Source organism: Kitasatospora sp. GP30 (assembly GCF_029892145.1).
Lineage (GTDB): Bacteria > Actinomycetota > Actinomycetes > Streptomycetales > Streptomycetaceae > Kitasatospora > Kitasatospora acidiphila.
In genome coordinates this window covers 96,331-119,652 of sequence record NZ_JARZAH010000002.1, presented here as the reverse complement: position 1 = coordinate 119,652, position 23,322 = coordinate 96,331, and the positions used below count along the sequence as shown (strand labels likewise).

Annotated in this window: 18 protein-coding genes; 8 read left to right on the top strand and 10 right to left on the bottom strand. The window is 71.2% G+C overall.

Annotated features, from left to right (window positions below; translation table 11 throughout):
• Positions 1-62: 62 nt before the first annotated feature.
• The 3 genes from P3T35_RS03775 to hrcA form a co-directional block, all read right to left on the bottom strand.
• Positions 63-812 carry a 16S rRNA (uracil(1498)-N(3))-methyltransferase gene (locus tag P3T35_RS03775; RefSeq protein WP_101380252.1) on the bottom strand — a complete coding sequence of 250 codons (750 nt, stop codon included), beginning with the start codon at positions 810-812 and terminating at the stop codon, positions 63-65.
• Positions 813-891: 79 nt separating this feature from the next.
• A complete protein-coding gene (dnaJ, locus tag P3T35_RS03770; protein WP_101380253.1) occupies positions 892-2,031 on the bottom strand; it encodes a molecular chaperone DnaJ in 1,140 nt (379 codons plus the stop codon).
• 64 nt (positions 2,032-2,095) lie between these two features.
• A complete protein-coding gene (gene hrcA, locus P3T35_RS03765; protein WP_101380254.1) occupies positions 2,096-3,283 on the bottom strand; it encodes a heat-inducible transcriptional repressor HrcA in 1,188 nt (395 codons plus the stop codon).
• Positions 3,284-3,533: 250 nt separating this feature from the next.
• Here hrcA and htpX point away from each other — a divergent pair, with 250 nt between their 5' ends.
• From htpX to P3T35_RS03750, 3 genes are read left to right on the top strand one after another with little or no spacing between them, the layout of a single operon-like run.
• Positions 3,534-4,463 carry a zinc metalloprotease HtpX gene (gene htpX, locus P3T35_RS03760; RefSeq protein WP_101380255.1) on the top strand — a complete coding sequence of 310 codons (930 nt, stop codon included), beginning with the start codon at positions 3,534-3,536 and terminating at the stop codon, positions 4,461-4,463.
• A gap of 46 nt (positions 4,464-4,509) precedes the next feature.
• Positions 4,510-5,094, top strand: coding sequence for a hypothetical protein (locus tag P3T35_RS03755; RefSeq protein ID WP_101380256.1), 585 nt, complete (start codon positions 4,510-4,512; stop codon positions 5,092-5,094).
• Positions 5,095-5,129: 35 nt separating this feature from the next.
• A complete protein-coding gene (locus P3T35_RS03750; RefSeq protein ID WP_101380257.1) occupies positions 5,130-5,954 on the top strand; it encodes a DUF3097 domain-containing protein in 825 nt (274 codons plus the stop codon).
• A 7-nt stretch (positions 5,955-5,961) separates the two neighbouring features.
• Here the strand turns inward: P3T35_RS03750 and P3T35_RS03745 are convergent, their stop codons facing one another.
• From P3T35_RS03745 to P3T35_RS03735, 3 genes are all read right to left on the bottom strand, one after another.
• Positions 5,962-6,510 (bottom strand): Uma2 family endonuclease, encoded by a 549-nt coding sequence (locus tag P3T35_RS03745; protein WP_101380258.1) that lies wholly within the window; start codon positions 6,508-6,510, stop codon positions 5,962-5,964.
• Positions 6,511-6,527: 17 nt separating this feature from the next.
• Complete coding sequence (gene hemW / locus P3T35_RS03740) at positions 6,528-7,757, bottom strand: radical SAM family heme chaperone HemW (protein ID WP_101380259.1); 1,230 nt, start codon at positions 7,755-7,757, stop codon at positions 6,528-6,530.
• A 67-nt stretch (positions 7,758-7,824) separates the two neighbouring features.
• Positions 7,825-9,738: a long-chain fatty acid--CoA ligase gene (locus P3T35_RS03735; protein WP_101380260.1), complete on the bottom strand. Its 1,914-nt coding sequence runs from the start codon at positions 9,736-9,738 to the stop codon at positions 7,825-7,827.
• A 306-nt stretch (positions 9,739-10,044) separates the two neighbouring features.
• On the opposite strand from P3T35_RS03735, the gene P3T35_RS03730 reads away from it, so the two are divergent.
• Entirely contained in the window at positions 10,045-11,778 is a 1,734-nt protein-coding gene (locus P3T35_RS03730) for an ABC transporter ATP-binding protein (RefSeq protein ID WP_101380261.1), read from the top strand.
• A gap of 71 nt (positions 11,779-11,849) precedes the next feature.
• Positions 11,850-13,727, top strand: coding sequence for an ABC transporter ATP-binding protein (locus tag P3T35_RS03725; protein ID WP_101384995.1), 1,878 nt, complete (start codon positions 11,850-11,852; stop codon positions 13,725-13,727).
• 79 nt (positions 13,728-13,806) lie between these two features.
• Here the strand turns inward: P3T35_RS03725 and lepA are convergent, their stop codons facing one another.
• Complete coding sequence (lepA, locus tag P3T35_RS03720; RefSeq protein ID WP_101380262.1) at positions 13,807-15,678, bottom strand: translation elongation factor 4; 1,872 nt, start codon at positions 15,676-15,678, stop codon at positions 13,807-13,809.
• A 249-nt stretch (positions 15,679-15,927) separates the two neighbouring features.
• Between lepA and rpsT the strand changes: the two genes are divergently transcribed.
• Positions 15,928-16,185, top strand: a complete 258-nt coding sequence (gene rpsT / locus P3T35_RS03715) for a 30S ribosomal protein S20 (RefSeq protein ID WP_101380263.1) — start codon at positions 15,928-15,930, stop codon at positions 16,183-16,185.
• Positions 16,186-16,592: 407 nt separating this feature from the next.
• On the opposite strand, the gene holA is transcribed toward rpsT, so the two are convergent.
• Positions 16,593-17,588 (bottom strand): DNA polymerase III subunit delta, encoded by a 996-nt coding sequence (gene holA / locus P3T35_RS03710; RefSeq protein ID WP_101380264.1) that lies wholly within the window; start codon positions 17,586-17,588, stop codon positions 16,593-16,595.
• A 62-nt stretch (positions 17,589-17,650) separates the two neighbouring features.
• On the opposite strand from holA, the gene P3T35_RS03705 reads away from it, so the two are divergent.
• Positions 17,651-17,920, top strand: coding sequence for a hypothetical protein (locus P3T35_RS03705; protein ID WP_101380265.1), 270 nt, complete (start codon positions 17,651-17,653; stop codon positions 17,918-17,920).
• Between the two features lie 104 nt (positions 17,921-18,024).
• Here the strand turns inward: P3T35_RS03705 and P3T35_RS03700 are convergent, their stop codons facing one another.
• Positions 18,025-19,746, bottom strand: coding sequence for an NAD(P)/FAD-dependent oxidoreductase (locus P3T35_RS03700; protein ID WP_101380266.1), 1,722 nt, complete (start codon positions 19,744-19,746; stop codon positions 18,025-18,027).
• Between the two features lie 211 nt (positions 19,747-19,957).
• Between P3T35_RS03700 and P3T35_RS03695 the strand changes: the two genes are divergently transcribed.
• On the top strand, positions 19,958-20,242 hold the full coding sequence (locus tag P3T35_RS03695) for a DUF2087 domain-containing protein (protein WP_101380267.1): 285 nt from the start codon (positions 19,958-19,960) through the stop codon (positions 20,240-20,242).
• A 44-nt stretch (positions 20,243-20,286) separates the two neighbouring features.
• Here the strand turns inward: P3T35_RS03695 and P3T35_RS03690 are convergent, their stop codons facing one another.
• Positions 20,287-23,091 (bottom strand): ComEC/Rec2 family competence protein, encoded by a 2,805-nt coding sequence (locus tag P3T35_RS03690; RefSeq protein ID WP_280704180.1) that lies wholly within the window; start codon positions 23,089-23,091, stop codon positions 20,287-20,289.
• Between the last annotated feature and the right edge of the window lie 231 nt (positions 23,092-23,322).

Sequence of the window (23,322 nt, the reverse complement as noted above, 5' to 3'; positions counted from 1 at the left end):
TGCACCCCGTGGGGCCCGGGACCACCGATTCCCGGGAGCCGGTCCAGGCGGTCGGCGAACGGTCAGGCCCAGCGGCCGGTCCGCCCGAGCAGCAGCGCCCCGGCGGCCACCCCGGCGGTGGAGGTGCGCAGCACCGAGGGGCCCAACCGGTACGGCTTGGCGCCGGCCTCGGCGAAGGCGGCGAGCTCCTCCGGGCTCACCCCGCCCTCCGGGCCGACCACCAGCACGATCTCCCCGGCGGTCGGCAGCTCGGCGGCGGCCAGCGGCTCGGCGCCCTCCTCGTGCAGCACCGCCGCGAACGCCGCCCGGGCCAGCAGCGGCGCCAGTTGACGGGTCGTCATCGGCTCGCCCACCTCGGGGAAGCGCAGCCGGCGGGACTGCTTGCCGGCCTCCCGGGCGGTGGCCCGCCACTTGGCCAGCGCCTTGGCGCCGCGATCGCCCTTCCACTGGGTGATGCAGCGGGACGCCGACCAGGGGATCACCGCGTCCACCCCGACCTCGGTCATGGTCTCCACGGCGAGCTCGCCGCGGTCGCCCTTGGGGAGCGCCTGCACCACGGTGATCCGGGGGCTCGGCTCGGGCTCGGCGCGCAGCTCGGCCACGGTGACGTCGAGCGCGTCCTTGCCGTGCACCGCGGCGACGGTGCCGAAGGCTCCCAGGCCCAGGCCGTCGGTCAGGGTGACCGCCTCGCCCGCCTCCAGCCGCTTCACGGCGACGGCGTGCCGCCCCTCGGCGCCGTCCAGCCGGACCACGGCGCCGGGTGCGGCGGCGGCCAGTCGGGCGGTGTCGACGATGAAGACGGGTGCGGTCATCAGTGGAGCCTTCTGGGGTGGGCGCAGCCCCGGGTCAAACGACCCGGGGCTGCGGCGGTACGTGCTGGGTAACGACGGCTCAGCGGCCGTTGAAGGCGTCCTTCAGGCGCGAGAACAGCCCCTGCTGACCGGGCGCGAAATGGCCGGACGGCCGCTCCTCGCCGCGCAGCGCCGAGAGCCGGCGCAGCAGCTCCTCCTGCTCGGGGTCGAGCTTGGTGGGCGTCTGCACCTCGACATGCACTATCAGGTCGCCTCGGCCGCCCCCGCGCAGGTGGGTGACACCGCGGCCGTGCAGCGGGATCGACTGGCCGGACTGGGTGCCGGGCCGGATGTCGACCTCCTCCGGGCCGTCCAGGGTCTGCAGCGGCACCTGGGTGCCGAGCGCCGCCGCCGTCATCGGGATGGTGACGGTGCAGTGCAGGTCGTCGCCGCGGCGCTGGAAGGTGGGGTGGCTGGTCTCGGCGATCTCCACGTAGAGGTCGCCGGCCGGGCCGCCGCCGGGGCCGACCTCGCCCTCGCCGGCCAGCTGGATCCGGGTGCCGTTGTCGACACCGGCAGGGATCTTGACGGTGAGGGTGCGGCGGGCCCGGACCCGGCCGTCGCCGGCGCACTCGGGGCACGGGGTCGGCACCACGGTGCCGAAGCCCTGGCACTGCGGGCACGGGCGGGAGGTCATGACCTGGCCCAGGAAGGACCGGGTGACCTGGGAGACCTCGCCCTTGCCGCGGCACATGTCACAGGTCTGCGCGGTGGTGCCGGGGGCCGCGCCCTCGCCGCTGCAGGTGGTGCAGGTGACGGCGGTGTCGACCTGGAGTTCCTTGGTGGTGCCGAAGGCGGCCTCCTCCAGGGTGATCTCCAGGCGGATCATCGCGTCCTGGCCGCGCCGGGTGCGCGAGCGGGGCCCGCGCTGGCCGGCCGCCGCGCCGAAGAAGGCGTCCATGATGTCGGAGAAGCCGAAGCCCGCCGCACCGGCGCCGAAGCCGCCCGCGCCGCCGCCGTTGGGCGACAGCGGATCGCCGCCGAGGTCGTAGACCTGGCGCTTCTGCGGGTCGGAGAGCACCTCGTAGGCGGCGTTGATCTCCTTGAACCGCTCCTGCGTCTTCGGGTCCGGGTTGACGTCCGGGTGCAGTTCACGTGCCAGGCGCCGGAACGCCTTCTTGATCTCGTCCTGCCCCGCGTCGCGTCGGACGCCGAGTACCGCGTAGTAGTCCGTGGCCACCAATGACTCCGCTTGTTCCGCCTCTAGACAGTATTGCTAAGGGTTGGGCTGCTATGGGTTGTTGCTATGACTCGGCGAGGATCTGCCCCACGTACCGGGCCACCGCCCGGACCGCCCCCATGGTGCCGGGGTAGTCCATCCGGGTCGGCCCGATGACTCCGAGTTTGGCCACGCTCTCATCGCCCGAACCGTAACCGACCGAGACGACCGACGTGGAATTCAGGCCCTCGTAGTCGTTCTCACGTCCGATCCGGACGGTCATGCCGCCGTCATTGGTCTCGCCGAGCAGGCGGAGCAGGACCACCTGCTCCTCCAACGCCTCCAGCACCGGCTGGATGGTGAGCGGGAAGTCGTGGCCGAACCGGGTGAGGTTGGCGGTGCCGGCCAGCATGATCCGCTCCTCGCTCTGTTCGACCAGGGACTCGAAGAAGGTGGAGAGCACCGTGGAGACGATCGGGCGCTCGGCCGGCTCGAAGGACAGCGGCAGGTCCTCGACCAGGGCCGGCACCTCCGGGAACCGGCAGCCGCCCGCCCTGGCGTTCAACCGGGCCCGCAGCTCGGCCAGCGTGTTCTCGCCGATCGGCGCGGGGCAGTCCACCATACGCTGCTCGACCCGGCCGGTGTTGGTGATCAGGACCAGCAGCACCTTGGTGGGGGCCAGCATCACCAGCTCGACGTGACGGACCGAGGAGCGGATCAGCGACGGGTACTGCACCACCGCGACCTGCCTGGTCAGCTGGGCCAGCAGCCGCACGGTGCGGGCCACCACGTCGTCCAGGTCGACCGCGCCGTCCAGGAAATGGCGGATCGCACGGCGCTCGGGCGCGCTCATCGGCTTGATCTCGGCCAGCCGGTCGACGAACAGCCGGTAGCCCTTGTCGGTCGGGATCCGGCCGGCGCTGGTGTGCGGCTGCTGGATGTAGCCGTCGTCCTCCAGCGTGGCCATGTCGTTGCGCACGGTCGCCGGGGAGACGCCCAGGTTGTGGCGCTCGACCAGGGCCTTGGAGCCGACCGGCTCCTCGGTGCCGACGTAGTCCTGCACGATGGCGCGCAGCACGGCCAGCTTGCGGTCGTCCAGCGGCAGGGTGCCGGGGTGCTCGACGGGTGCGGCGGGGCGGGTCGCCGGGGTGCGGGCCGGACGCCGGTTCGGCGCCTTGGCCCTGGCGGCTCGGGACGAGGTGGACGACGACGAGCTGCCAACGACCGGCTCGCCGCCGGTTGCGCGCGGATCGGATTCCGGTTCGTCGAACATGGCACGCACCTCCCTCTTCGCACGTTGTCCTGGTGCCAGGCCCTGCACTCTCCGTAGGTCGGCTGGCACTCTGCATTGAAGAGTGCCAGAACCGTACCTGCCAGTGTAAGGCCCGGGTCCGACGGCAGGAACGCCCTGTGGCGGGGATGAAGCACGGATCACGTGTGGAAGTCCCGCCAGGTGGGTGCCCGCCGCCGCCCGAAGTGGCAGCATCGATATCAGTCACGACGGATGGACCCTAGGAGCAGAAATGTCGGCGTCCGGCACCCACACCCGCTTTGCTCCCGATCGGGGTCTGACCGGTCGGATGGTCACCACGATGTTCTTCATCGGGCTGCTGTACGTCGGTTTCACCGGAATCCTGATCGTGCTGCTGAAGGGCGCGTGGCCGCTGATCGTGCTGCTCTCCGGCGGCCTGTTCATCGCGCAGTTCTGGTTCAGCGACAAGATCACCCAGCGGGCGATGGGCGCCCACGAGGTCACCCCCGAGCAGTACCCGCAGCTGCACGGCACCATTGACCGGCTCTGCGCGCTGGCCGACATGCCCAAGCCCCGGGTCGCGGTGGCCGACAACGACATGCCCAACGCCTTCGCCACCGGCCGCAACCCGAACAACGCGGTGGTCTGCGTCACCACCGGCCTGCTGCGCCGGCTGGAGCCGGAGGAGCTGGAGGGCGTGCTGGCGCACGAGCTGTCGCACGTCGCCCACCGGGACGTCGCGGTGATGACCATCGCCGGGTTCCTCGGCGTGCTGGCCGGCGCGATCACCCGGATCGCGCTCTACACCGGGATGTGGGGCGGCGGCGGCAACCGGAACAACAACAACAATGACAACGCCGCCATCGCGATCGTGCTGGTCTCGCTGGTCAGCATGGTGGTCTACGCGATCAGCTTCCTGCTCACCCGGCTGCTCTCCCGCTACCGGGAGCTGGCCGCCGACCGGGCCGCCGCCCAGCTCACCGGCCGGCCCAGCGCGCTGGCCTCGGCGCTGACCAAGGTGACCGGGCAGATCGGCGCGATCCCGACCCAGGACCTGCGCAAGGCCCAGCCGTACAACGCCTTCTTCTTCGCCCCCGCGCTGAGCACCAAGGAGGTGGCGAGCCAGCTGCTGTCCACCCACCCGAGCCTGGAGCAGCGGCTGGCGCAGCTGGAGAAGATCTCCGGCGAGCTGGGGCGCTGAGCCCCTCCCCGCACGAACTCACCGCACGAACGGAAGGCAACGATCCGTGGGATTCCTGGACGCCCTGCTGGGCCGCAGCAAGCCGGTCAAGCCGGACCTCGACCAGCTCTTCGGCATCCCGTCCGCGGCGCTCACCCTGGAGGCCGCCGCCGGGTTCATCCCCACCGGGTTGGGCTCGGTCTGCTTCGCCGCCGTGGAGGGCGGCGCCTTCCATGAGGTGGAGGCGCAGGTGCGGGCCCTGCTGGACGCCGACACGTCCAATGGCGGTGTGCCGGTGGAGGCCAGCCGGGACGAGTACGGCTACTCCTGGCTGCTCGCCCGGCACCTCCCGGAGGAGCTGCCCGAGCTGGTCAACGACCTGCACGCGGTCAACAGCGAGCTGGAGGCCAACGGCTTCGGGCCGCAGCTGCTCTGCTCGATCGTGACCTTCAAGAACGACGAGGGCCAGTCGCTGGGCCTGGTCTACCTCTACAAGCGGGGCACCTTCTACCCGTTCGCGCCGATGCCCGGCGGCGGGGAGCGGCGCAACAGCCCGCTGGAGCTGCAGATGAAGGGGATGCTGGCCAACGACCTGCGGGTGGAGCAGGACCTCAGCCGCTGGTTCCCGGTCTGGGGCGCGCCGGGGCTGTGACCGCGCGCTGACGGGCCGTCTGGTTTAGTTCCGGCATGCGCAGCAAGCACTACGGACCTGATCTGACCCCGCCATGGAAGAAGCAGGCACCCGCGCCCGAGGTGGCCGCCGAGCGGGACCTGGTGGTGGAGGAGGCCGCGACCGGCTTCTGCGGTGCGGTGGTGCGCTGCGAGAAGACCGCCGAGGGGCTGACCGTCACCCTGGAGGACCGGTTCGGCAAGCGCCGGGTCTTCCCGATGGTCCCGCGCGGCTTCCTGCTGGACGGCAAGGCGGTGACCCTGGTCCGCCCGGCCGGCCCGGCCCCGGCGAAGGGGCCGGGCCGGACCGCCTCCGGCTCGATCTCCGTGCCCGGCGCCCGGGCCCGGGTCGCGCGGGAGTCGAGGATCTACGTGGAGGGCCGGCACGACGCCGAGCTGGTCGAGCGGGTCTGGGGCGATGACCTGCGGATCGAGGGCGTGGTCGTCGAGTACCTGGAGGGCATCGACGACCTGCCCGCGATCGTGGCCGAGTTCGCCCCCGGCGCCGGCCGGCGCCTCGGCGTGCTGGTGGACCACCTGCTGCCGGGCACCAAGGAGCACCGGATCGCCCAGCGGGTGACGGGTGCCGACGTCCTGGTGGTCGGCCACCCGTTCATCGACATCTGGCAGGCCGTCAAGCCGTCCAGCGTGGGGATCCCGGGCTGGCCCGACGTGCCGTACGAGGAGGAGTGGAAGCAGGGCATCTGCCGCCGCCTGGGCTGGCCGGTGGACACCCCAGCGGCCTGGAAGCGGATCCTGGCCTCGGTCAACTCCTACAAGGACCTGGAGCCGGCGCTCCTGGGCAAGGTGGAGGAGCTGATCGACTTCGTGACGGCGGGGTGAGGACGGGTCAGAAGTAGGTCCGGAACTCGCTGGTGTCGAGGGTGAGGTCGAGGACGTCAACGGGCATGGAGTCACCGAACTTGCCGATTCGCTTGGCGAGGTAGTCGGGTGTCCCCCCGGGCGCATCCGCAGTCGGCTCGGTGAGCAGGACACAGACCCCCTTGATCGGGTCGACGATCAGGTAAGCGGGGATCGTCCCCTCCGCGTACAGGTAGCGCTTGGTGCGGTAGTCGCGGTCGATGCTGGTCTTGGAGACCACCTCGACGACCAGGGTCACATCCGCTGCTGCAAGTAGACGCCCGTTCTCCTCGACGGACCCACGCTCGAACACCACCAGATCCGGCTGAGGCTCGCTGCCGTCGCTGGGGATGGACACGTCCTGGGTGTGCAAGCGATGCCACCGGGCGTAGGGGACCTGATCTCTCACGGACGCGACCAAGAGGTTGTGGACGATGTCAGGCCCAGGCGTCAGCAGTACCTCCCCGCGAAGAAGCTCGGCCCTGTACCCCTCAGGAGGCTCCCAGCCTTCGAAGATCCTCACCGCACGGTCTTCCATGATGGGCCCAACGACTATCAGTCCACCAGGTCACGCACCACCGCGTCCGCCAGCAGCCGCCCGCGCAGGGTCAGCGCCGCCCGGCCCGCCGCGAACGGCCCGGGGTCCAGCAGGCCGTCGGCCAGTGCCTGTTCGGCGGCCTTCAGGCCAGTGGCCGTGAGCAGGTCGAGCGGGCAGCCGTCGACCAGGCGCAGCTCCAGCAGGATCCGCTCCACGCGGCGGTCCTCGGCGGCCAGGAGTTCGCGGCCCTGGCCGGGGGTGCGGCCCTCGGCGATGGCCTGGGCGTAGGCGGCCGGGTGCTTGGCGTTCCACCAGCGCACCCCGCCGACGTGGCTGTGCGCGCCGGGGCCGGCGCCCCACCAGTCGGCGCCGGTCCAGTAGAGCTCGTTGTGGCGGCAGCGGGCGGCCTCGGTGGTGGCCCAGTTGGAGACCTCGTACCAGGAGTAGCCGGCCGCGCTGAGCGCCTGCTCGGCGATCAGGTAGCGGTCGGCGTGCACGTCGTCGTCCACCATCGGCAGTTCGCCGCGCTTGATCCGGCCGGCCAGCCGGGTGCCCGCCTCGACGATCAGCGAGTAGGCGGAGACGTGGTCGGGGCCGGCGCCGATGGCGGCGTCCAGGGAGGCCCGCCAGTCGTCGTCGGACTCCCCCGGGGTGCCGTAGATCAGGTCCAGGTTGACGTGCTCGAAGCCGGCCGCGCGGGCCTCGGCGACGCAGGCCTCGGGGCGGCCCGGGGTGTGGTGGCGGTCGAGCACCTTGAGCACGTGCGGACGGGCGCTCTGCATGCCGAAGGAGATCCGGTTGAAGCCGCCCTCGCGCAGCTCGGCCAGGTAGGCCGGGGTGACGGACTCCGGGTTGGCCTCGGTGGTCACCTCGGCGCCCGGGGCCAGGCCGAACTCCTCGCGGATCGCGGCCAGCATGGCGACCAGGTCGCGGGCGGGCAGCAGGGTCGGGGTGCCACCGCCCAGGAAGACGGTCTGCACCGGCAGCTCGACCTCGCCGAGCACGGTGCGGGCCTGGCGGACCTCGCCGACCAGGTTGGCCGCGTAGGTCTCCTGCGAGGCGACCGTGCCCGAGGCGTGGAGCTCGGTGGCGGTGTAGGTGTTGAAATCACAGTAGCCGCAGCGGCTGGCGCAGTACGGCACGTGCAGGTAGAAGCCGAACGGCCGCTCTCCCAGGCCGGTGAGGGCGTGGGCGGGCAGCGAACCGTCGGACGGCACGGGTTCGCCGTCGGGAAGTGCGGAGGGCATGCCTCCATTGTCCGGTACGGCCGTCGGAACCCCGACAGCCGTACCGGATCCGCGCCGGCGCCGGGGCTCAGGCCTCGTTGGCGCCCGCGTACATCTCGCTCACCGCGTCGGCGTAGGCCTTCTCGACCACCGGGCGCTTGATCTTCAGGCTCGGGGTGAGCTCGCCGTGCTCGATGTCCAGGTCGCGCGGCAGGATGGTGAACTTCTTGAGCGTCTGCCAGCGCTGCACGTCGCCGTTGAGGCGCTTCACGAAGCCCTCGATCAGGGTGTGCACCTCAGCGGAGGTGACCACCTCGGCGTAGCCGCGGCCCTTCATGCCGTGCTCGGCGGCCCAGGGCATGATCACCGTCTCGTCGAGCGTGATCAGCGCGGTGCAGAAGTTGCGGCCGTTGCCGATCACCAGGATGTTGCTGACGAACGGGCAGACCGCCTTGAACTTGCCCTCGATCTCGCTGGGCGCGACGTACTTGCCGCCCGAGGTCTTGAACATGTCCTTCTTGCGGTCGGTGATCCGCAGGTAGCCGCCCTGGGCCAGCTCGCCGATGTCGCCGGTGTGGAACCAGCCGTCCGCCTCCAGCACCTCGGCGGTCTGCTCGGGCAGGTTGTGGTAGCCGATCATCACGCCGGGGCCGCGCAGCAGGATCTCGCCGTCCTCGGCGATCCGCACCTCGCTGCCGGGCAGCGGCACGCCGACGGTGCCGACCCGGAAGTCCTCCTCGTGGTTGACCGTGATGCCGGCGCTGGTTTCGGTGAGGCCGTAGCCCTCCAGGATCGGCACCCCGACGCCGGCGAAGAAGTAGGCGATCTCGGGGGCCAGCGCGGCGCTGCCGGAGACCGAGCCGCGCAGCCGGCCGCCGAACGCGGCCCGGATCTTGGCGTAGACCAGCTTGTCGGCCAGGGCGTGCTGGAGCCGCAGGCCGAGCGGCGCGCTCTCCCGGCCGGTGGCGACCCGGCTGTCCTGGACGGCGTGGGCGTACTGCCGGGCCGTCTTGGCCGCCCACATGAAGATCTTGTACTTGGCGCCGCCCTCGGCCCGGGCCCGCCCGGCGATGCCGTTGTAGACCTTCTCGAAGATCCGCGGCACCGAGGCCATGGTGGTCGGCCTGATCGCCGGCAGGTTGTGGATGATCCGGTCCACCCGGCCGTCCACCGCCATCACATGGCCGGTGTGGATCTGGCCGGAGATCAGCGACTTGCCGAACACGTGGGCCAGCGGCAGCCACATGTACTGCACGTCGTCGGAGCGCAGCAGGCCGCTGTCGGCCTGGGCGACGGCCTGGTAGGACCAGGTGTCGTGGGACAGCCGGACGCCCTTGGGGCGGCCGGTGGTGCCCGAGGTGTAGACCAGGGTGGCGAGCTGCTGCGGCGTGATGGCCTCGACCGCCCGCCGCACCACCTCCGGGTCGCCCTTGCGCAGGGCCGCGCCGCGCTGCTCCAGTTCGGCCAGCGAGATGACGGTCAGCCCCTCGACAACCGGCGGCTCGTCCGGCAGGTCGAAGACGACCACGGTGGCCAGGTCGGGCAGCTTGGCCCGCTCCTCCAGCGCCTTGTCCATCTGCTTGCCGTTCTCGGCGAACAGCAGCCGGCTGCCGGAGTCTGCCAGGATGTAGCCGGTCTCGTCGGCGTTGGTGCTCGGGTAGACGGTGGTGACGGCGGCCCCGGCGCACATCGCTCCCATGTCGGCGAGGATCCACTCGATCCGGGTGGAGGAGGCCAGCGCCACCCGCTCCTCGGCCTGGATCCCGAGGTCCAGCAGGCCGGCGGCGATGTCGAACACCCGCTCGGCGGTCTGCTTCCAGGTGAGGGTGCGCCACTGCTCGGCGCCCGGTGCGCCATCCGCCGCATGATCGTCAACTGGAGCTGGGTAGCGGTATGCCTCGGCGTTGGGAGTGGCCTCTACCCTACTGAAGAACACATGGGCCACTGAGGCTGGGCGCCCGGCGATCGTGTCGGAGCCGATGACGGACTGCGCGGTACTCAACGAGACCTCCGGGGGACCTGGTGGCCGAGGGTGGGATGCCGGGCGCTGGTGGGGGTGGGCGGCCCGGCAGCTTGTTAACCGGCGAGTAGTTGACTGGCGGGTAACAAGGTTGCGGACAGCCTAGGCCCAACTTGCCCTGCTGTTAAGAGGGCAAGCCGTCTTGCACTCCGGCGCGGACGCAGTGCAGTCGGCATTACCCGAAGCCGCCGTGCGCTGTCAGCGGATCGCACAGACGCCCCACCAGCTGGTCCAGAAAAATACGAAAATGAGGGTGCGAATCCTCCTGCCGACAACGAGAGTGTCCGAGTGCTGATCCGACTCCTAAAGGCCCATCTCGGGCCCTACAAACAACCCGTCCTCTTGCTGGTGCTACTCCAGCTGACCTCCACGATAGCCGCGCTCTATCTGCCCACTCTCAACGCCGACATCATCAACTACGGCGTGGTGAAGGGGGACACCGGCTACATCATGCAGACCGGCGGCGTCATGCTCGCCGTCACCGTCGCCCAGGCCGTCTGCTCCATCGGCGCGATCTACTACGGCGCCCGCACCGCGATGGCGGTCGGCCGCGACATCCGCGCCTCGGTCTTCGACCAGGTGCAGCGGTTCTCCGCGCGGGAGCTGGGCCAGTTCGGCGCCCCCTCGCTGATCACCCGCACCACCAACGACGTCCAGCAGGTCCAGACGGTGCTGCTGATGGGCTTCACCCTGGTGGTGGCGGCGCCGATCATGTGCGTGGGCGGCATCATCATGGCGCTCAACCAGGACGTGCCGCTCTCCAGCCTGCTGGTGATCCTGGTGCCGCTGCTGGGCGCCATCGTCACCCTGCTGGTCCGGATGCTGCGTCCTGCCTTCCGCAGCATGCAGGAGAAGATCGACAAGGTGAACCGGGTCCTGCGCGAGCAGATCACCGGTATCCGGGTGATCCGGGCCTTCGTCAAGGACGACCACGAGCAGGAGCGGTTCGGCGTCGCCAACGACGACCTGACCTCGGTCTCGCTGCGCACCGGCCGGATCCTCGCCTTCATGTTCCCCAGCGTGATGCTGGTGGTGAACGTGTCGATGATCGCCGTCTCCTGGTTCGGCGCGCAGCGGATCGCCGGCAACCACATGCAGATCGGCGCTCTGATGGCGTTTCAGTCGTATCTGATGCAGATCCTGATGAGCGTCATGATGGCCACCTTCATGTTCATGATGGTGCCGCGTGCCGAGGTCTGCGCCGAGCGCGTCGTCGAGGTGCTGGACACCGAATCCAGCGTGGTCCCGCCGACCGCGCCCGTCACCGAGCTGCGCTCGCACGGCCATCTGGAGCTGCGCGCCGCCGACTTCCGCTACCCCGGTGCCGAAGCCTCGGTGCTGCACGGCATCGACCTGGTCGCCCGCCCCGGTGAGACCACCGCGGTGATCGGATCCACCGGCAGCGGCAAGACCACCCTGCTCGGCCTGGTCCCCCGGCTCTTCGACGCCACCGGCGGTCAGGTGCTGGTCAACGGCGTGGACGTCCGCGAGGTCGCCCCCGAGTTGCTCGCTCGCACCGTCGGACTGGTGCCGCAGAAGCCGTACCTGTTCAGCGGCACCGTGGCCAGCAACCTGCGCTACGGCCGCCCCGACGCCACCGACGAGGAGCTCTGGGCCGCACTGGAGACGGCACAGGCCAAGGACTTCGTCGAGAAGCTGGACGACGGGCTGGAGGCGTCCGTCGCCCAGGGCGGCAGCAACTTCTCCGGCGGCCAGCGGCAGCGCCTGGCGATCGCCCGCACCCTGGTCCGCAGGCCGGAGATCTACCTCTTCGACGATTCCTTCTCGGCCCTCGACTACGCCACCGACGCCCGGCTGCGCGCCGCGCTCAGCCTGGAGACGGCCGAGGCCACCGTGGTGATCGTGGCGCAGCGGGTGAGCACCATCCGTGACGCCGACCGGATCATCGTGCTGGACGAGGGTGCCGTGGTCGGCACCGGTACCCATCACGAACTGATGGCCGACAATCCGACGTACCGGGAGATCGTGCTCTCCCAGCTCACCGAGCAGGAGGCGGCGTGACCACCACGCAGAAGCCCAGCGGCTCCCAGGAGGCCGCGGCCCGGCGCGGCGGCCCCGGCCCCGGCCGCTTCATGAACGCCGGCACCGAGAAGTCCCTCGACTTCAAGAACAGCAGCAAGCGGGTGCTCGGCATGCTCCGCCCCGAGCGGGTGTCGATCTACGGCATGCTGCTGCTCGGCGCGCTCAGCGTGGCCTGCGCGGTGGCCGCTCCCAAGCTGCTCGGCAACGCCACCAACCTGATCCTCAAGGGTGCGCTCGGCCCGCACTTCCCCACCCAGCAGGCGCTGGACGAGGCGACCCACAGCAACTCCAAGACCGCCGCGCTGCTCCGCACCCTGCACCTGACGCCCGGCCAGGGCATGGACTACAACGCGCTCGGCACCGTGCTGCTCTGGGTGCTGCTGATCTACGTCGCCTCCGCCGTCTTCGGCATCGTGCAGGGCCGGATCGCCGCCCGCGTGATCAACCGCACCGTCAACCGGCTGCGCACCGAGGTGGACGCCAAGCTCACCCGGCTGCCGCTCAGCTACTTCGACAAGCAGCCGCGCGGCGAGGTGCTCAGCCGGGTCACCAACGACATCGACAACATCGGCCAGTCCATGCAGCAGAGCATGGGCCAGCTGGTGAACTCGCTGCTCACCGTGGTCGGTGTGCTGGCGATGATGCTCTGGATCTCCTGGCTGCTGGCGCTGATCGCGCTGATCTCGGTGCCGCTCTCGGTGGTCGTCGCGGCCCGGGTCGGCAAGAAGGCGCAGCCGCAGTTCGTCGCCCAGTGGGCGACCACCGGCAAGCTGAACGCGCACATCGAGGAGATGTACTCCGGCCACACCCTGGTCAAGGTCTTCGGCCGGCAGAAGGAGGCCGCCGAGGTCTTCGAACGGGAGAACGAGGCGCTCTACGCCTCCAGCTTCAAGGCCCAGTTCATCTCCTCGATCATCCAGCCCGCGATGTTCTTCATCGGCAACCTCAACTACGTGCTGGTCGCGGTGGTCGGCGGGCTGCGGGTGGCCAGCGGCGCGCTCTCCATCGGTGACGTGCAGGCCTTCATCCAGTACTCGCGGCAGTTCAGCCAGCCGCTCACCCAGGTGGCCAGCATGGCGAACCTGGTGCAGTCCGGCGTCGCCTCGGCCGAGCGGGTCTTCGAACTGCTGGACGCCGAGGAGCAGTCCGCCGACCCGCAGCGGCCCGAGCGGCCCGAGGAGCTGCGCGGCCTGGTCTCCTTCGAGGACGTCGCGTTCCGCTACGAGGTGGACAAGCCGCTGATCGAGGGGCTCACCCTGAAGGTGGAGCCGGGCCAGACGGTGGCCATCGTCGGCCCGACCGGCGCCGGCAAGACCACCATGGTCAACCTGCTGATGCGGTTCTACGAGGTGAGCGGCGGCCGGATCACCCTGGACGGGGTGGACATCGCCGCGATGTCCCGCGAGGAACTGCGCTCCGGCATCGGCATGGTGCTGCAGGACACCTGGCTGTTCGGCGGCACCATCGCCGAGAACATCGCCTACGGCTCCACCGGCGCCGGCCGCGAGCAGGTGATCGAGGCGGCCAGGGCCGCGCACGTGGACCGCTTCGTGCGGACCCTGCCGGACGGCTACGACACCGTGATCGACGACGGCACCGGGGTCAGCGCCGGCGAGAAGCAGCTGATCACCATCGCCCGGGCGTTCCTGGCCCAGCCGTCGATCCTGGTGCTGGACGAGGCGACCAGTTCGGTGGACACCCGCACCGAGGTGCTGATCCAGCGCGCCATGGCCCGGCTGCGCAGCGGCCGCACCAGCTTCGTGATCGCGCACCGGCTCTCCACGATCCGCGACGCCGACGTGATCCTGGTGATGGAGAACGGCTCGATCGTCGAGCAGGGCTCGCACGACGAGCTGATCGAGGCGGGCGGCGCCTACGCCCGGCTCTACCAGGCGCAGTTCGCGCACGCGGTGGCGGAGACCGAGTAACTCCCCATGCCAGCGGGGCCGTCGACCACGGTGGTGGTCGACGGCCCCGCTGGTTTGCTGCCGGCGCTACGTGCCGGCGTTACTTCTTGGCGTCCTTGGGAGCCTCGGCGTCCGTCGACAGCGCGGCGATGAAGGCCTCCTGCGGGACCTCCACCCGGCCGACCATCTTCATCCGCTTCTTGCCTTCCTTCTGCTTCTCCAGCAGCTTGCGCTTACGCGAGATGTCACCGCCGTAGCACTTGGCGAGGACGTCCTTGCGGATCGCGCGGACCGTCTCACGGGCGATCACCCGGGAGCCGATGGCCGCCTGGATCGGCACCTCGAACTGCTGGCGCGGGATCAGCTTCTGCAGCTTGCCGGCCATCATGACGCCGTAGTTGTAAGCCTTGTCCTTGTGCACGATGGCGGAGAAGGCGTCCACCGCGTCACCGTGCAGCAGGATGTCCACCTTGACCAGTTGGGCGCTCTGCTCGCCGATGGGCTCGTAGTCCAGCGAGGCGTAGCCGCGGGTCTTGGACTTCAGCTGGTCGAAGAAGTCGAAGACGATCTCGGCCAGCGGCAGGGTGTAGCGCAGCTCCACCCGGTCCTCGGAGAGGTAGTCCATGCCCTGCAGGGCGCCGCGGCGGGACTGGCAGAGCTCCATGATCGCGCCGACGAACTCGTTGGGCGCCAGGATGGTGCCGCGCACCACGGGCTCGAAGACCTCGGCGATCTTGCCGGTCGGGAACTCGCTCGGGTTGGTGACGGTGTGCTCGGTGCCGTCCTCCATCACCACCCGGTAGATCACGTTCGGCGCGGTGGAGATCAGGTCCAGGTTGAACTCGCGCTCCAGGCGCTCCCGGATGATCTCCAGGTGGAGCAGGCCGAGGAAGCCGCAGCGGTAGCCGAAGCCCAGCGCCACCGAGGTCTCCGGCTCGTAGACCAGCGCGGCGTCGTTCAGCCGCAGCTTGTCCAGCGCGTCGCGGAGCAGCGGGTAGTCCGAGCCGTCCAGCGGGTAGAGGCCGGAGAAGACCATCGGGCGCGGGTCCTTGTAGCCGCCCAGCGCCTCGGTCGCACCCTTGTGCATCGAGGTGATGGTGTCACCGACCTTGGACTGCCGGACGTCCTTCACACCGGTGATGATGTAGCCGACCTCGCCGACGCCCAGGCCCTCGGCCACCTTGGGCTCGGGCGAGATGACGCCGATCTCCAGCAGCTCGTGGGTCGCGCCGGTGGACATCATGGCGATCCGCTCGCGCTTGGTCAGCTGACCGTCGACGACACGGACGTAGGTGACCACGCCGCGGTAGGAGTCGTAGACCGAGTCGAAGATCATCGCGCGGGCCGGGGCGTCCTTGACGCCGACCGGGGCCGGGATGTTGTGGACGATGTGGTCCAGCAGGTCCTCGACGCCCAGGCCGGTCTTGGCGCTGACCTTGAGCACGTCATCCGGGTCGCAGCCGATGATGTGCGCGATCTCGGCCGCGTACTTCTCGGGCTGGGCGGCCGGCAGGTCGATCTTGTTGAGCACCGGGATGATCGTGAGGTCGTTCTCCAGGGCCAGGTAGAGGTTGGCCAGGGTCTGCGCCTCGATGCCCTGGGCCGCGTCGACCACCAGGACGGTGCCCTCGCAGGCCGCCAGGGAGCGGGACACCTCGTAGGTGAAGTCGACGTGCCCGGGGGTGTCGATCATGTTCAGGATGTGCGTGGTACCCGCGTGCTCACCGGTGTTCGGCGCCCAGGGCAACCGGACTGCCTGCGACTTGATGGTGATACCGCGCTCACGCTCGATGTCCATGCGGTCGAGGTACTGGGCACGCATCTGCCGCGGGTCGACGACGCCGGTGATCTGCAGCATCCGGTCGGCGAGCGTCGACTTGCCGTGGTCGATGTGGGCGATGATGCAGAAGTTGCGGATCAGCGCCGGGTCGGTACGGCTGGGCTCTGGCACGTTGGTAGGGGTCGCGGGCACCTTGGTCCGATTCTCCGTGGTCGTCCGGGGCCGACTTTGTCGCCTGCCCGAGGGGCCCTGTTGGGCAATGAGGAAACCAGGGCTTGCTCCATCTTCCCACGCGGGCGGCACTCGGTGCCGGTTTGGGGGCCGTGGGTGGGCCCTGGTAGCGTTGGCGGCTGCACCGCGCTTCGGCATGCCCTCTCAGCTGACCCGCTGCGATGGTGCACACCCTGTTCCACTGATGACTGACAAGACTGAGGCACTTTCGTGGCGAACATCAAGTCCCAGATCAAGCGCAACAAGACCAACGAGAAGGCGCGCCTGCGCAACAAGGCCGTCAAGTCGGAGCTGAAGACCGCGCTCCGCAAGGCCCGCGAGGCCTCTGTCGCCGGCGAGACCGAGAAGGCCGCTGAGCTCGCTCGCGTCGCCTCGAAGAAGCTCGACAAGGCCGTGAGCAAGGGCGTCATCCACAAGAACCAGGCCGCCAACAAGAAGTCGGCCATCACCAAGCAGGTCGCCGCCTGAGCTTCGCGCTCCCGGCAGCAGCACGACTGCTGAGTACCGTTCTCGGTACCCCCGTCGCGGGATGACTCCGGCCCTCTACCCGGGCTCCCGAGACGCGCACGACCACGCACCGCACGCGGCCTGCGTTCGCCACGCGGGTGCGGTGCACATGCTTCAGCGAGAGGCGCCGCGGTTCGCTCCCTTCCCCGGGACGGACCGCGGCGCCTCTCGGCGTTCCGAGGTGTTCCCGGCGCGGTCAGTGCGCTCAGTACGGTTCTCGGCGCGGTCAGTGCGCTCAGTACGGATCTCGGCGCGGTCAGTGCGCTCAGTACGGATCTCGGCGCGGTCGGTCCGGTACGGTTCTCGGCGCGGTCAGTGCGCTCAGTACGGATCTCGGCGCGGTCGGTCCGGTACGGTTCCCGGCGCGGTCAGTACGGGCGGGCGCCCGAGCGGGCGGCTCGGGCCACGGTGACCACGGCCCGCTCCAGGGCGTAGGCGGGGTCGTCCGAACCGCCCTTGACGGCTGCGTCGGCCTCGGCGATGGCGGTCAGCGCGACGGCCACCCCGTCGCCCGTCCAGCCGCGCATCTGCTGGCGGACCCGGTCCACCTTCCACGGCGGCATGCCGAGCTCGCGGGCCAGGTCGCCCGCGCGCATCGAGCGGTCCGCGGTGGCCAGCCGGCCGATGCTGCGCACCCCCGAGGCCAGCGCGTAGGTGATGCCGGTCGGCGGCTGGCCGACCGCCAGCGCCCAGCGCAGCCGCTCCAGTGCGTCCGCCGCGCGGCCCGTGACCGCCAGGTCGGCCACCTCGAAGCCGGTCGCCTCGGCCCGGCCGCTGTAGTAGCGGGCCACCACCCGCTCGTCGATCGGACCCTCGACATCGGAGGTCAACTGGCTGGCGGCGGCCGCCAGCTCACGCAGGTCGCCACCGAGCGCGTCCAGCAGCGCCTGGCAGGCCTCCGGGCTGGCCGAGCGGCCGAGCGCCTTGAACTCGCCGCGCACGAACGCGACCCGCTCCCCCGCCTTGGTCAGCTTGGCGCACTGCGCCTCGCGGGCCCCCGCCTTGCGCGCCGCGTCCAGCAGGCCCTTGCCCTTGGCGCCGCCGGCGTGCACCAGCACCACGATCACCTCGTCGGCCGGCGCCGCGAGGTAGGCCTTGAGCTCCTTGACCGAGTCGGCCGCCAGATCCTGCGCGGCCCGGACCACGATCACCTTGCGCTCGGCGAACAGCGACGGGGTCGTCAACTCGGCCAGGCTGCCCGGTTGCAGGGCCCCGGGGGCGAGATCCCGCACGTCCGTGTCCGGGTCGGCGGCCCTGGCCGCCGCCACCACCTGGGCGACCGCGCGGTCGAGCAGCAGTTCCTCCTGACCGACCGCGAGGGTCAGCGGGGCGAGCAGGTCATCGGGTGCACTCTTCCTGGCCATCGCCTACCAGCATCCCACGGGCCGCCGACAGCCCTGGCGCGTCCGGACGCCAGAATGGCCCCATGAGCTCGCGCGATGACCGAACCACCACTCCCGCCGGCCGCCAGCTGCTGGTGCTCGCCGACCGCGACGCGGCCGAGGCGCTGGCCGAGCGGTGGCCGGCGCTCGGCCCGTTCGAGCTGGTCCGCGACGCGCTGGCCGGCGAGGACGACGCCGAGGACGCCCAGTGGCTGGTGGTGCTGGAGGAACCCGCCGAGGGCTGGGACGCGGCGACCGTGGCGGCCGTGGACGCGTTGGCGGGCGAGCACGAGGGCTGGCGCGAGGACGGCTGAGCCGCCTCGCGCCCGGGTGGGGTTCGCGGTGCTGAGGGGGTGTGCGGTGCTGAGGGGGCGCGGTGCTGAGGGGGCGGTGGGGTGCGCGGTGCTGAGGGTGCGGGTCAGGCACCGATCGCCGTGAGCACCTCCTGGGCCGCCCTGGCTCCCTCCTGGGCTCCTCCCTCCATGTACCCCTGGAAGTTGTACGAGGTGTGCTCGCCCGCGAAGTGCAGATTGCCCTGGGCGGTGCCCTCGTAGCCGGCGTAGCTGGTCAGATAGCCGGTCGGCCAGTACGAGTAGGCGCCGTGGGAGTACGGGTTCAGATGCCAGGCGGAGAGCGTGGCCCGGCCGTTCCAGGCGGCGCCGGTGCCGGGGAAGAGCCGCTCGATCTGGGCGAGATAGCGGGTCACCAGGGCGGCCGTGTACGGGGTGCTCGCGTCGGTGAAGGCCGTCGGCGGGGTCAGTGACCGTGCCAGGCTGCCACCGCCGTACTGCACCAGGATGCCGTCGCTGCCGGCCTGGCCGCGGGTGACGTCCCAGGCCTGCTGGAAGTCCTGGTCGCTGAAGCACTCGCCGTTGGAGATCCCCGGCCAGGGGCCGCTGCCAGCCCACGGGCGCGAGCCGAACTGCATGTTGAGCTTGGTGCAGGCGCCCATCGTCATATGGGTCAGCACCCCGCGCATCATGGCGTCCAGGCCGGCGCCGGAGAGGTCGATGTCCTGCTGCAGGACGGGCAGCGGCACGGCCAGGATGGTGTGGTCGGCGGTGACGGTGCGGGTGCCGCCGCCGTCCAGGTCGAACGCCAGGGTCTGGGTGCCGTCGGCGTTGCGGGTGACGGCGGTCAGGGTCCAGCCCTGCTGCACCGTGCCGGCCGGCAGCGCGGCGGCGATGGCGTGCGGCACCTGGTCGTTGCCGCCGGTGATGTGGTAGCGCTCGTCGCTGCCGCCCCAGATGTTGAAGCTGCCCGGGTTGGCCTGCGAGCTCAGCAGCGTGAGCAGGTCGTAGCTGGACTGCGCGGTGGTGTCGGCGCCGTACTCCACGTTGTACGCCACGTCCAGGAACGCCCCGAGCAGGCTCGCACAGCCGCCCGGGACACGGGAGTTGATCCAGTCCCGGACGGTCATGCCGTCCAGCGCGACGGCGGCGGCGTTGTGGCTGTCCCAGGTGGGCGCCGACCCGCCGGCCTGGATGTCCGACCGGATCGCCTGCCAGACCGGCTTGAAGTCGAGGTCGGCCTGGGCGCGCGGGTAGTAGCCGCCCTGGAACCAGAGGACCTGGTCCGCCTGGGCGCCGTAGACATGGCGCACCGAGGTGGTGCCGAGGCCGAACCGCTGGCACAGCTGGAGCATCGTGTGGTGGCCGGTGTCGAGCAACTCGCCGCCGTACTCGGAGACCTGGCCCTGCTCCCACAGGCCCGGGTGCCAGGGGCTGCCACCGGAGAACATCCGGCCCCCGATCCGGGACGGGTTGGCCTCGTAGACGGTGGCGGCAACACCCTTGTCGGCCAGGGTGAGTGCGGCGTTCAGACCGGAGATGCCGGCGCCGATGACGGCGATCCGCGGCGCCTCGCCGGTCGCCCGCGCGGTGGGCCGCGGGCTCGGCAGGGCGGTGGCCCGCGGGTCGGCCGCCCGGGCCGGACGGGCGGCGGCCAAGCCCCCGGCGGCCACGGCCAGACCGAGCGCGGCGGCCCGGCCGAGCAGTTGGCGCCGCGAGGGACCGTCAAGGTCGGCCGCCGCCTCGTCGCGCAGCTCGGTGTACTCGTCGGCGGGCAGCCCGAGTCGGGCGGCGGTTGCGTGATCGGCGGCCAGCTCGCGCAGGCGGCGGGCGAGGGGGGAACGGGCCATGGCGGGGTCCCTTCGGCAGGTCGGGTTGCGTGGAGGGCGCGCGGCCCGGCCAGTGTGCGGGGGTGCGGGCGGCTACGGGGAGGGGCAGGGTGTCGGGTGGGCGGGTCCGAAGTTGACTGTGTGTCGGAGTGCCGAGGTGCCCGGCGCCGAGTCGATCACGGCATGGAAAACCCTTTGCCGGTGAGCCGGTTGGCGGGGGACGCTGCCGAGCATGTCCATCGACGATTCCACCGACCCGGCCGCCGGTCTGACCGCGTTCTTCACCGACGGGCGACTCACCACCGTGCCGCGCAAGCCCGCCCGACGCGAGCAGTTGCTGCGCCACCTGGCCCGGACCCTCTTCGACGCCGACCGCCCCTACAGCGAACGCGAAGTCAACGAGGCACTGCTGACGGTGCACGACGACTACTCCGCGCTGCGCCGCTACCTGGTGGAGGCCAAGCTGCTGACCCGGGACAGGGACGGCAGCAGCTACCAGCGAGCGGCGATCGGGTAACGGGTAGCGGGTAGCGGGTAGCGGGTAGCGGGTAGCGGCGGGGGCTACTCTCCCGTCAGGCGCGGATGGATCACCGCGTGCAGGGTCGCCGGGGTGCTGCCCAGCACGGCGATGTCGCCGGTGCGGTCGGTGCGCAGCACGGTGGCCCCCAGGGCGCGCAGGCGGTCGACCGTGCGCGGTGACGGATGGCCATAGGAATTGCCGGCGCCCACACTGATCAGGGCGAGGCGGGGGTGCAGGGCCCTGGCGAGCGCCCAATCCTGGTGGGCTGAGCCGTGGTGGGCCACCTTCAGGACGTCCACCGGCCCCGGGCGAGCGGTGCGCAGCAGCTCCGCCTGGGCGGTGGGTTCGAGGTCGCCGAGCAGGGCGAACCGCAGCCCGCCGGCGGTGACCAGCAGGCTGACGCTGGCGTCATTGGGCCCCGAACTCGCCGGATCGAAGGCGGCGTTGGGCCACAGCACCTGCCAGGAGAGCTCGGGCGCGGCCGTGCGCCGCTCCCCCGACGCCGCCCGCAGCAACGGGACGTTGGCACTCGCGGCCAGCGCGGTGACCTTGGCCGCCTCGGCGGCGGGCGCGGCCAGGGTGGTGGTCTCGATCGCGCCGACCGCACGACCGCGCAGCACCCCGGGCAGGCCGGCGCTGTGGTCGGCGTGGAAGTGGGTGAGCAGGACCAGCGGGATCCGGGTGACTCCGAGGTCCCGCAGGCAGTCGTCCGCGGCGGTCGGATCCGGCCCCGCGTCCACCACCACGGCGGTGTCGGGCTGACCGACCAACGGCAGCACCAGCAGGTCCCCTTGCCCCACCGAGCACATCACCAGCCGGGCCCCCGTCGGCGGCCAGCCCGTCGCGATCCGCACCAGCACGGGCGGCCGCAGCAGCAGGACCACCAGACCGAGCGTCAGCACGACGGCCACCGCCAGGCGGAGCCTGCGACGCGGACGCGGGGCGGTGGGCGGCGAGAGGAGGGAGCGCGGAGGTGGGAGGGCGCGCGGGGGTTCGCCGGGGGCGGGGGCGGGGGTGATGGGTGCGGTGGTGATGGGTGCAGTGGTGATGGGTGCGGTGGTGATGGGTGCGGTGGTACCAGGGTCGGGGTCCGCTGAGAAGAACAACCGGCCCGCGTAGCAAGCCGCGAGGACGCCCAGGGCCAGGGTGACCGTGCCTCGCCAGCCCGGCGTCCAGGCGAGCTCGGCCCCCGGTAGCGCCGCACCGGCCCGTGCGACGGCGGCCAGCCACTGCGTCGGATAGCCGGCCATGCCCGCCAGGAAGGCGGCCACCCCGCCGGACAGCGGTGCCACCGCGAGAGCCGCGAAGCCCAGCAACGTGGCCGGCATCACCGCCAGTTCGGCAAGCAGGTTGCAGGGGATCCCGACCAGGCTGATCCGCGGTGCGAGCAGCACGGCAGCCGGCGCGCAGAGCGCCTGCGCCGACGCCGTACAGGCCACCGCCTCCGCCACGCCGTGCGGCCAGCCGCGCTGGTGCAGGGCCTTCGCCCAGCGGCGCCCGAGGGTGAGCAGCCCGGCGGTGGCGAGCACCGAGAGCAGGAACCCGTACGACCGGGCCAGGAACGGGTCGACCAGCAGCAGCGTGAGTACGCCCGCGGCGAGTGCGGAGAGCGCCTGGCGCGGCCGGCCCAACGCCAGTGCGAGCAAGCTCAGCAGTCCCGTCGCCGCCGCGCGCAGAACACTCGGCTCCGGTCGGCAGAGGATGACGAAGGCAACGGTGAGGCCCACCCCGACCAGGGCGGCCACCCGGAGCGGAATCCCCAGGAAGGCGGCCAACCCGCCGCGCTCCGTCGTGCCCGACCGTGTCGGTGCGCCCAGCAGCAGAGCAAGCACGATGGAGAGGTTGGCGCCGCTTACCGCGGTGATGTGGACCAGGTCGGTGCTCTGGAACGCCTGGGCGAGGTCGGCCGGCATCGCCTCGGTGTCGCCCACCACCAAGCCCGGCAGCAGGGTGCGAGCATCCGGCGCCAGCTCCGCACACGCCCGCCGCAGCCCCGCGCGCAGCCGACCCGCCAGGCGCTGCGTCCAGTTCGGCGGCGCCAGCAGCCGGGGCGGCCCCTTGGCCACCAGGGCGGCCGCCGTGTCACCGGCGCCTTCGTCGCTCGCCGGCAGCACCCGCGCAAGCGCCACCACCCGGGCGGACGGCAGCAGCCCCTGCCAGGAGGCCGCGTCACGCTCCTGGACGATCAGCGTGATCGGGGTGCTGGTCCGCATGGTGTTCGCGCCGGTTCCGGTGCCGGTTCCGGTCCCCGTGGTGACGCGATCCACGGTGGCGTCCACAAGCAGGAGTTGGCGGCCGGCGTCAGCCCCATGGGCGCGCGAGGTACGGGGGCGCGGGTCACCGGTGATGGTCAGCTCGACGGTGACCACAGTGTCAGGCGGTGGCTTGGCGACGGGCCCAGGGTGGGCGTCGGGGGTGGCTGTGGCCGTGGTCGGGATGGCGGGGTCGTTGCCGGTGTCGGTGCGGGTGTCGGTGGCGGTGTCGGTGCCGCTCGGTGGTGCGTCGCTGGCCGCAGCCGCGGCTCGGGCAAGGGCGGGAATCGGCCCGCGATACAGGTCGGCGGTCCGCAGCACGGTGCAGGTGGTAGCCGCTGCTGCAGTGAGCAGGACAGCGGCTCCGAGCGCGGTAGCTCGGCGTGACCGATCGCCGCCACGCGAGAGCAGCAGCAGGGCCACCGCCGCAACGGCGGACACCGCGGCCCCGCAGAACAGCGGTGTGGTGGCACGCAAGTCGCTGCTGAGCAACAGCACCGTGACACCCCAGGCGGCGACGGTCGGCAGCACGAGCCGCAGATCGGGTGCCTGCGAGGGTTCGGCGTGATTGGTGGTTGTACGCGGAGATGGCATGGGCTGTGGCTGGGGTGGTGGTGGACGGTCGGGGTGGGAGGAGGTGGTTTGGCAGTGGGTGGCGGGCGCATGGGGAACGAGCGCTTGGCACTACGGGCGAACGGGCGGGTGATCGTGGGTGGTTGACGCGAAAGCAGGCGGGTGAGCGGGCAGTGGGCAGTGGGTGCGCAAGGGACGCGCGGTTGGTAGTGGGCAGTTGACGCAAGAGCGAACGGACTTGTGGTGATAGGC

Bases quoted from the DNA above. Each gene is read 5' to 3' on its own strand.
- P3T35_RS03775 (WP_101380252.1), bottom strand. From the start codon at position 812: ATGACCGCACCCGTCTTCATCGTCGACACCGCCCGACTGGCCGCCGCC.
- hrcA (WP_101380254.1), bottom strand. From the start codon at position 3,283: ATGTTCGACGAACCGGAATCCGATCCGCGCGCAACCGGCGGCGAGCCG.
- htpX (WP_101380255.1), top strand. From the start codon at position 3,534: ATGTCGGCGTCCGGCACCCACACCCGCTTTGCTCCCGATCGGGGTCTG.
- P3T35_RS03750 (WP_101380257.1), top strand. From the start codon at position 5,130: ATGCGCAGCAAGCACTACGGACCTGATCTGACCCCGCCATGGAAGAAG.
- P3T35_RS03745 (WP_101380258.1), bottom strand. From the start codon at position 6,510: ATGGAAGACCGTGCGGTGAGGATCTTCGAAGGCTGGGAGCCTCCTGAG.
- hemW (WP_101380259.1), bottom strand. From the start codon at position 7,757: ATGCCCTCCGCACTTCCCGACGGCGAACCCGTGCCGTCCGACGGTTCG.
- P3T35_RS03725 (WP_101384995.1), top strand. From the start codon at position 11,850: ATGAACGCCGGCACCGAGAAGTCCCTCGACTTCAAGAACAGCAGCAAG.
- holA (WP_101380264.1), bottom strand. From the start codon at position 17,588: ATGGCCAGGAAGAGTGCACCCGATGACCTGCTCGCCCCGCTGACCCTC.
- P3T35_RS03705 (WP_101380265.1), top strand. From the start codon at position 17,651: ATGAGCTCGCGCGATGACCGAACCACCACTCCCGCCGGCCGCCAGCTG.
- P3T35_RS03700 (WP_101380266.1), bottom strand. From the start codon at position 19,746: ATGGCCCGTTCCCCCCTCGCCCGCCGCCTGCGCGAGCTGGCCGCCGAT.
- P3T35_RS03695 (WP_101380267.1), top strand. From the start codon at position 19,958: ATGTCCATCGACGATTCCACCGACCCGGCCGCCGGTCTGACCGCGTTC.
- P3T35_RS03690 (WP_280704180.1), bottom strand. From the start codon at position 23,091: ATGCCATCTCCGCGTACAACCACCAATCACGCCGAACCCTCGCAGGCA.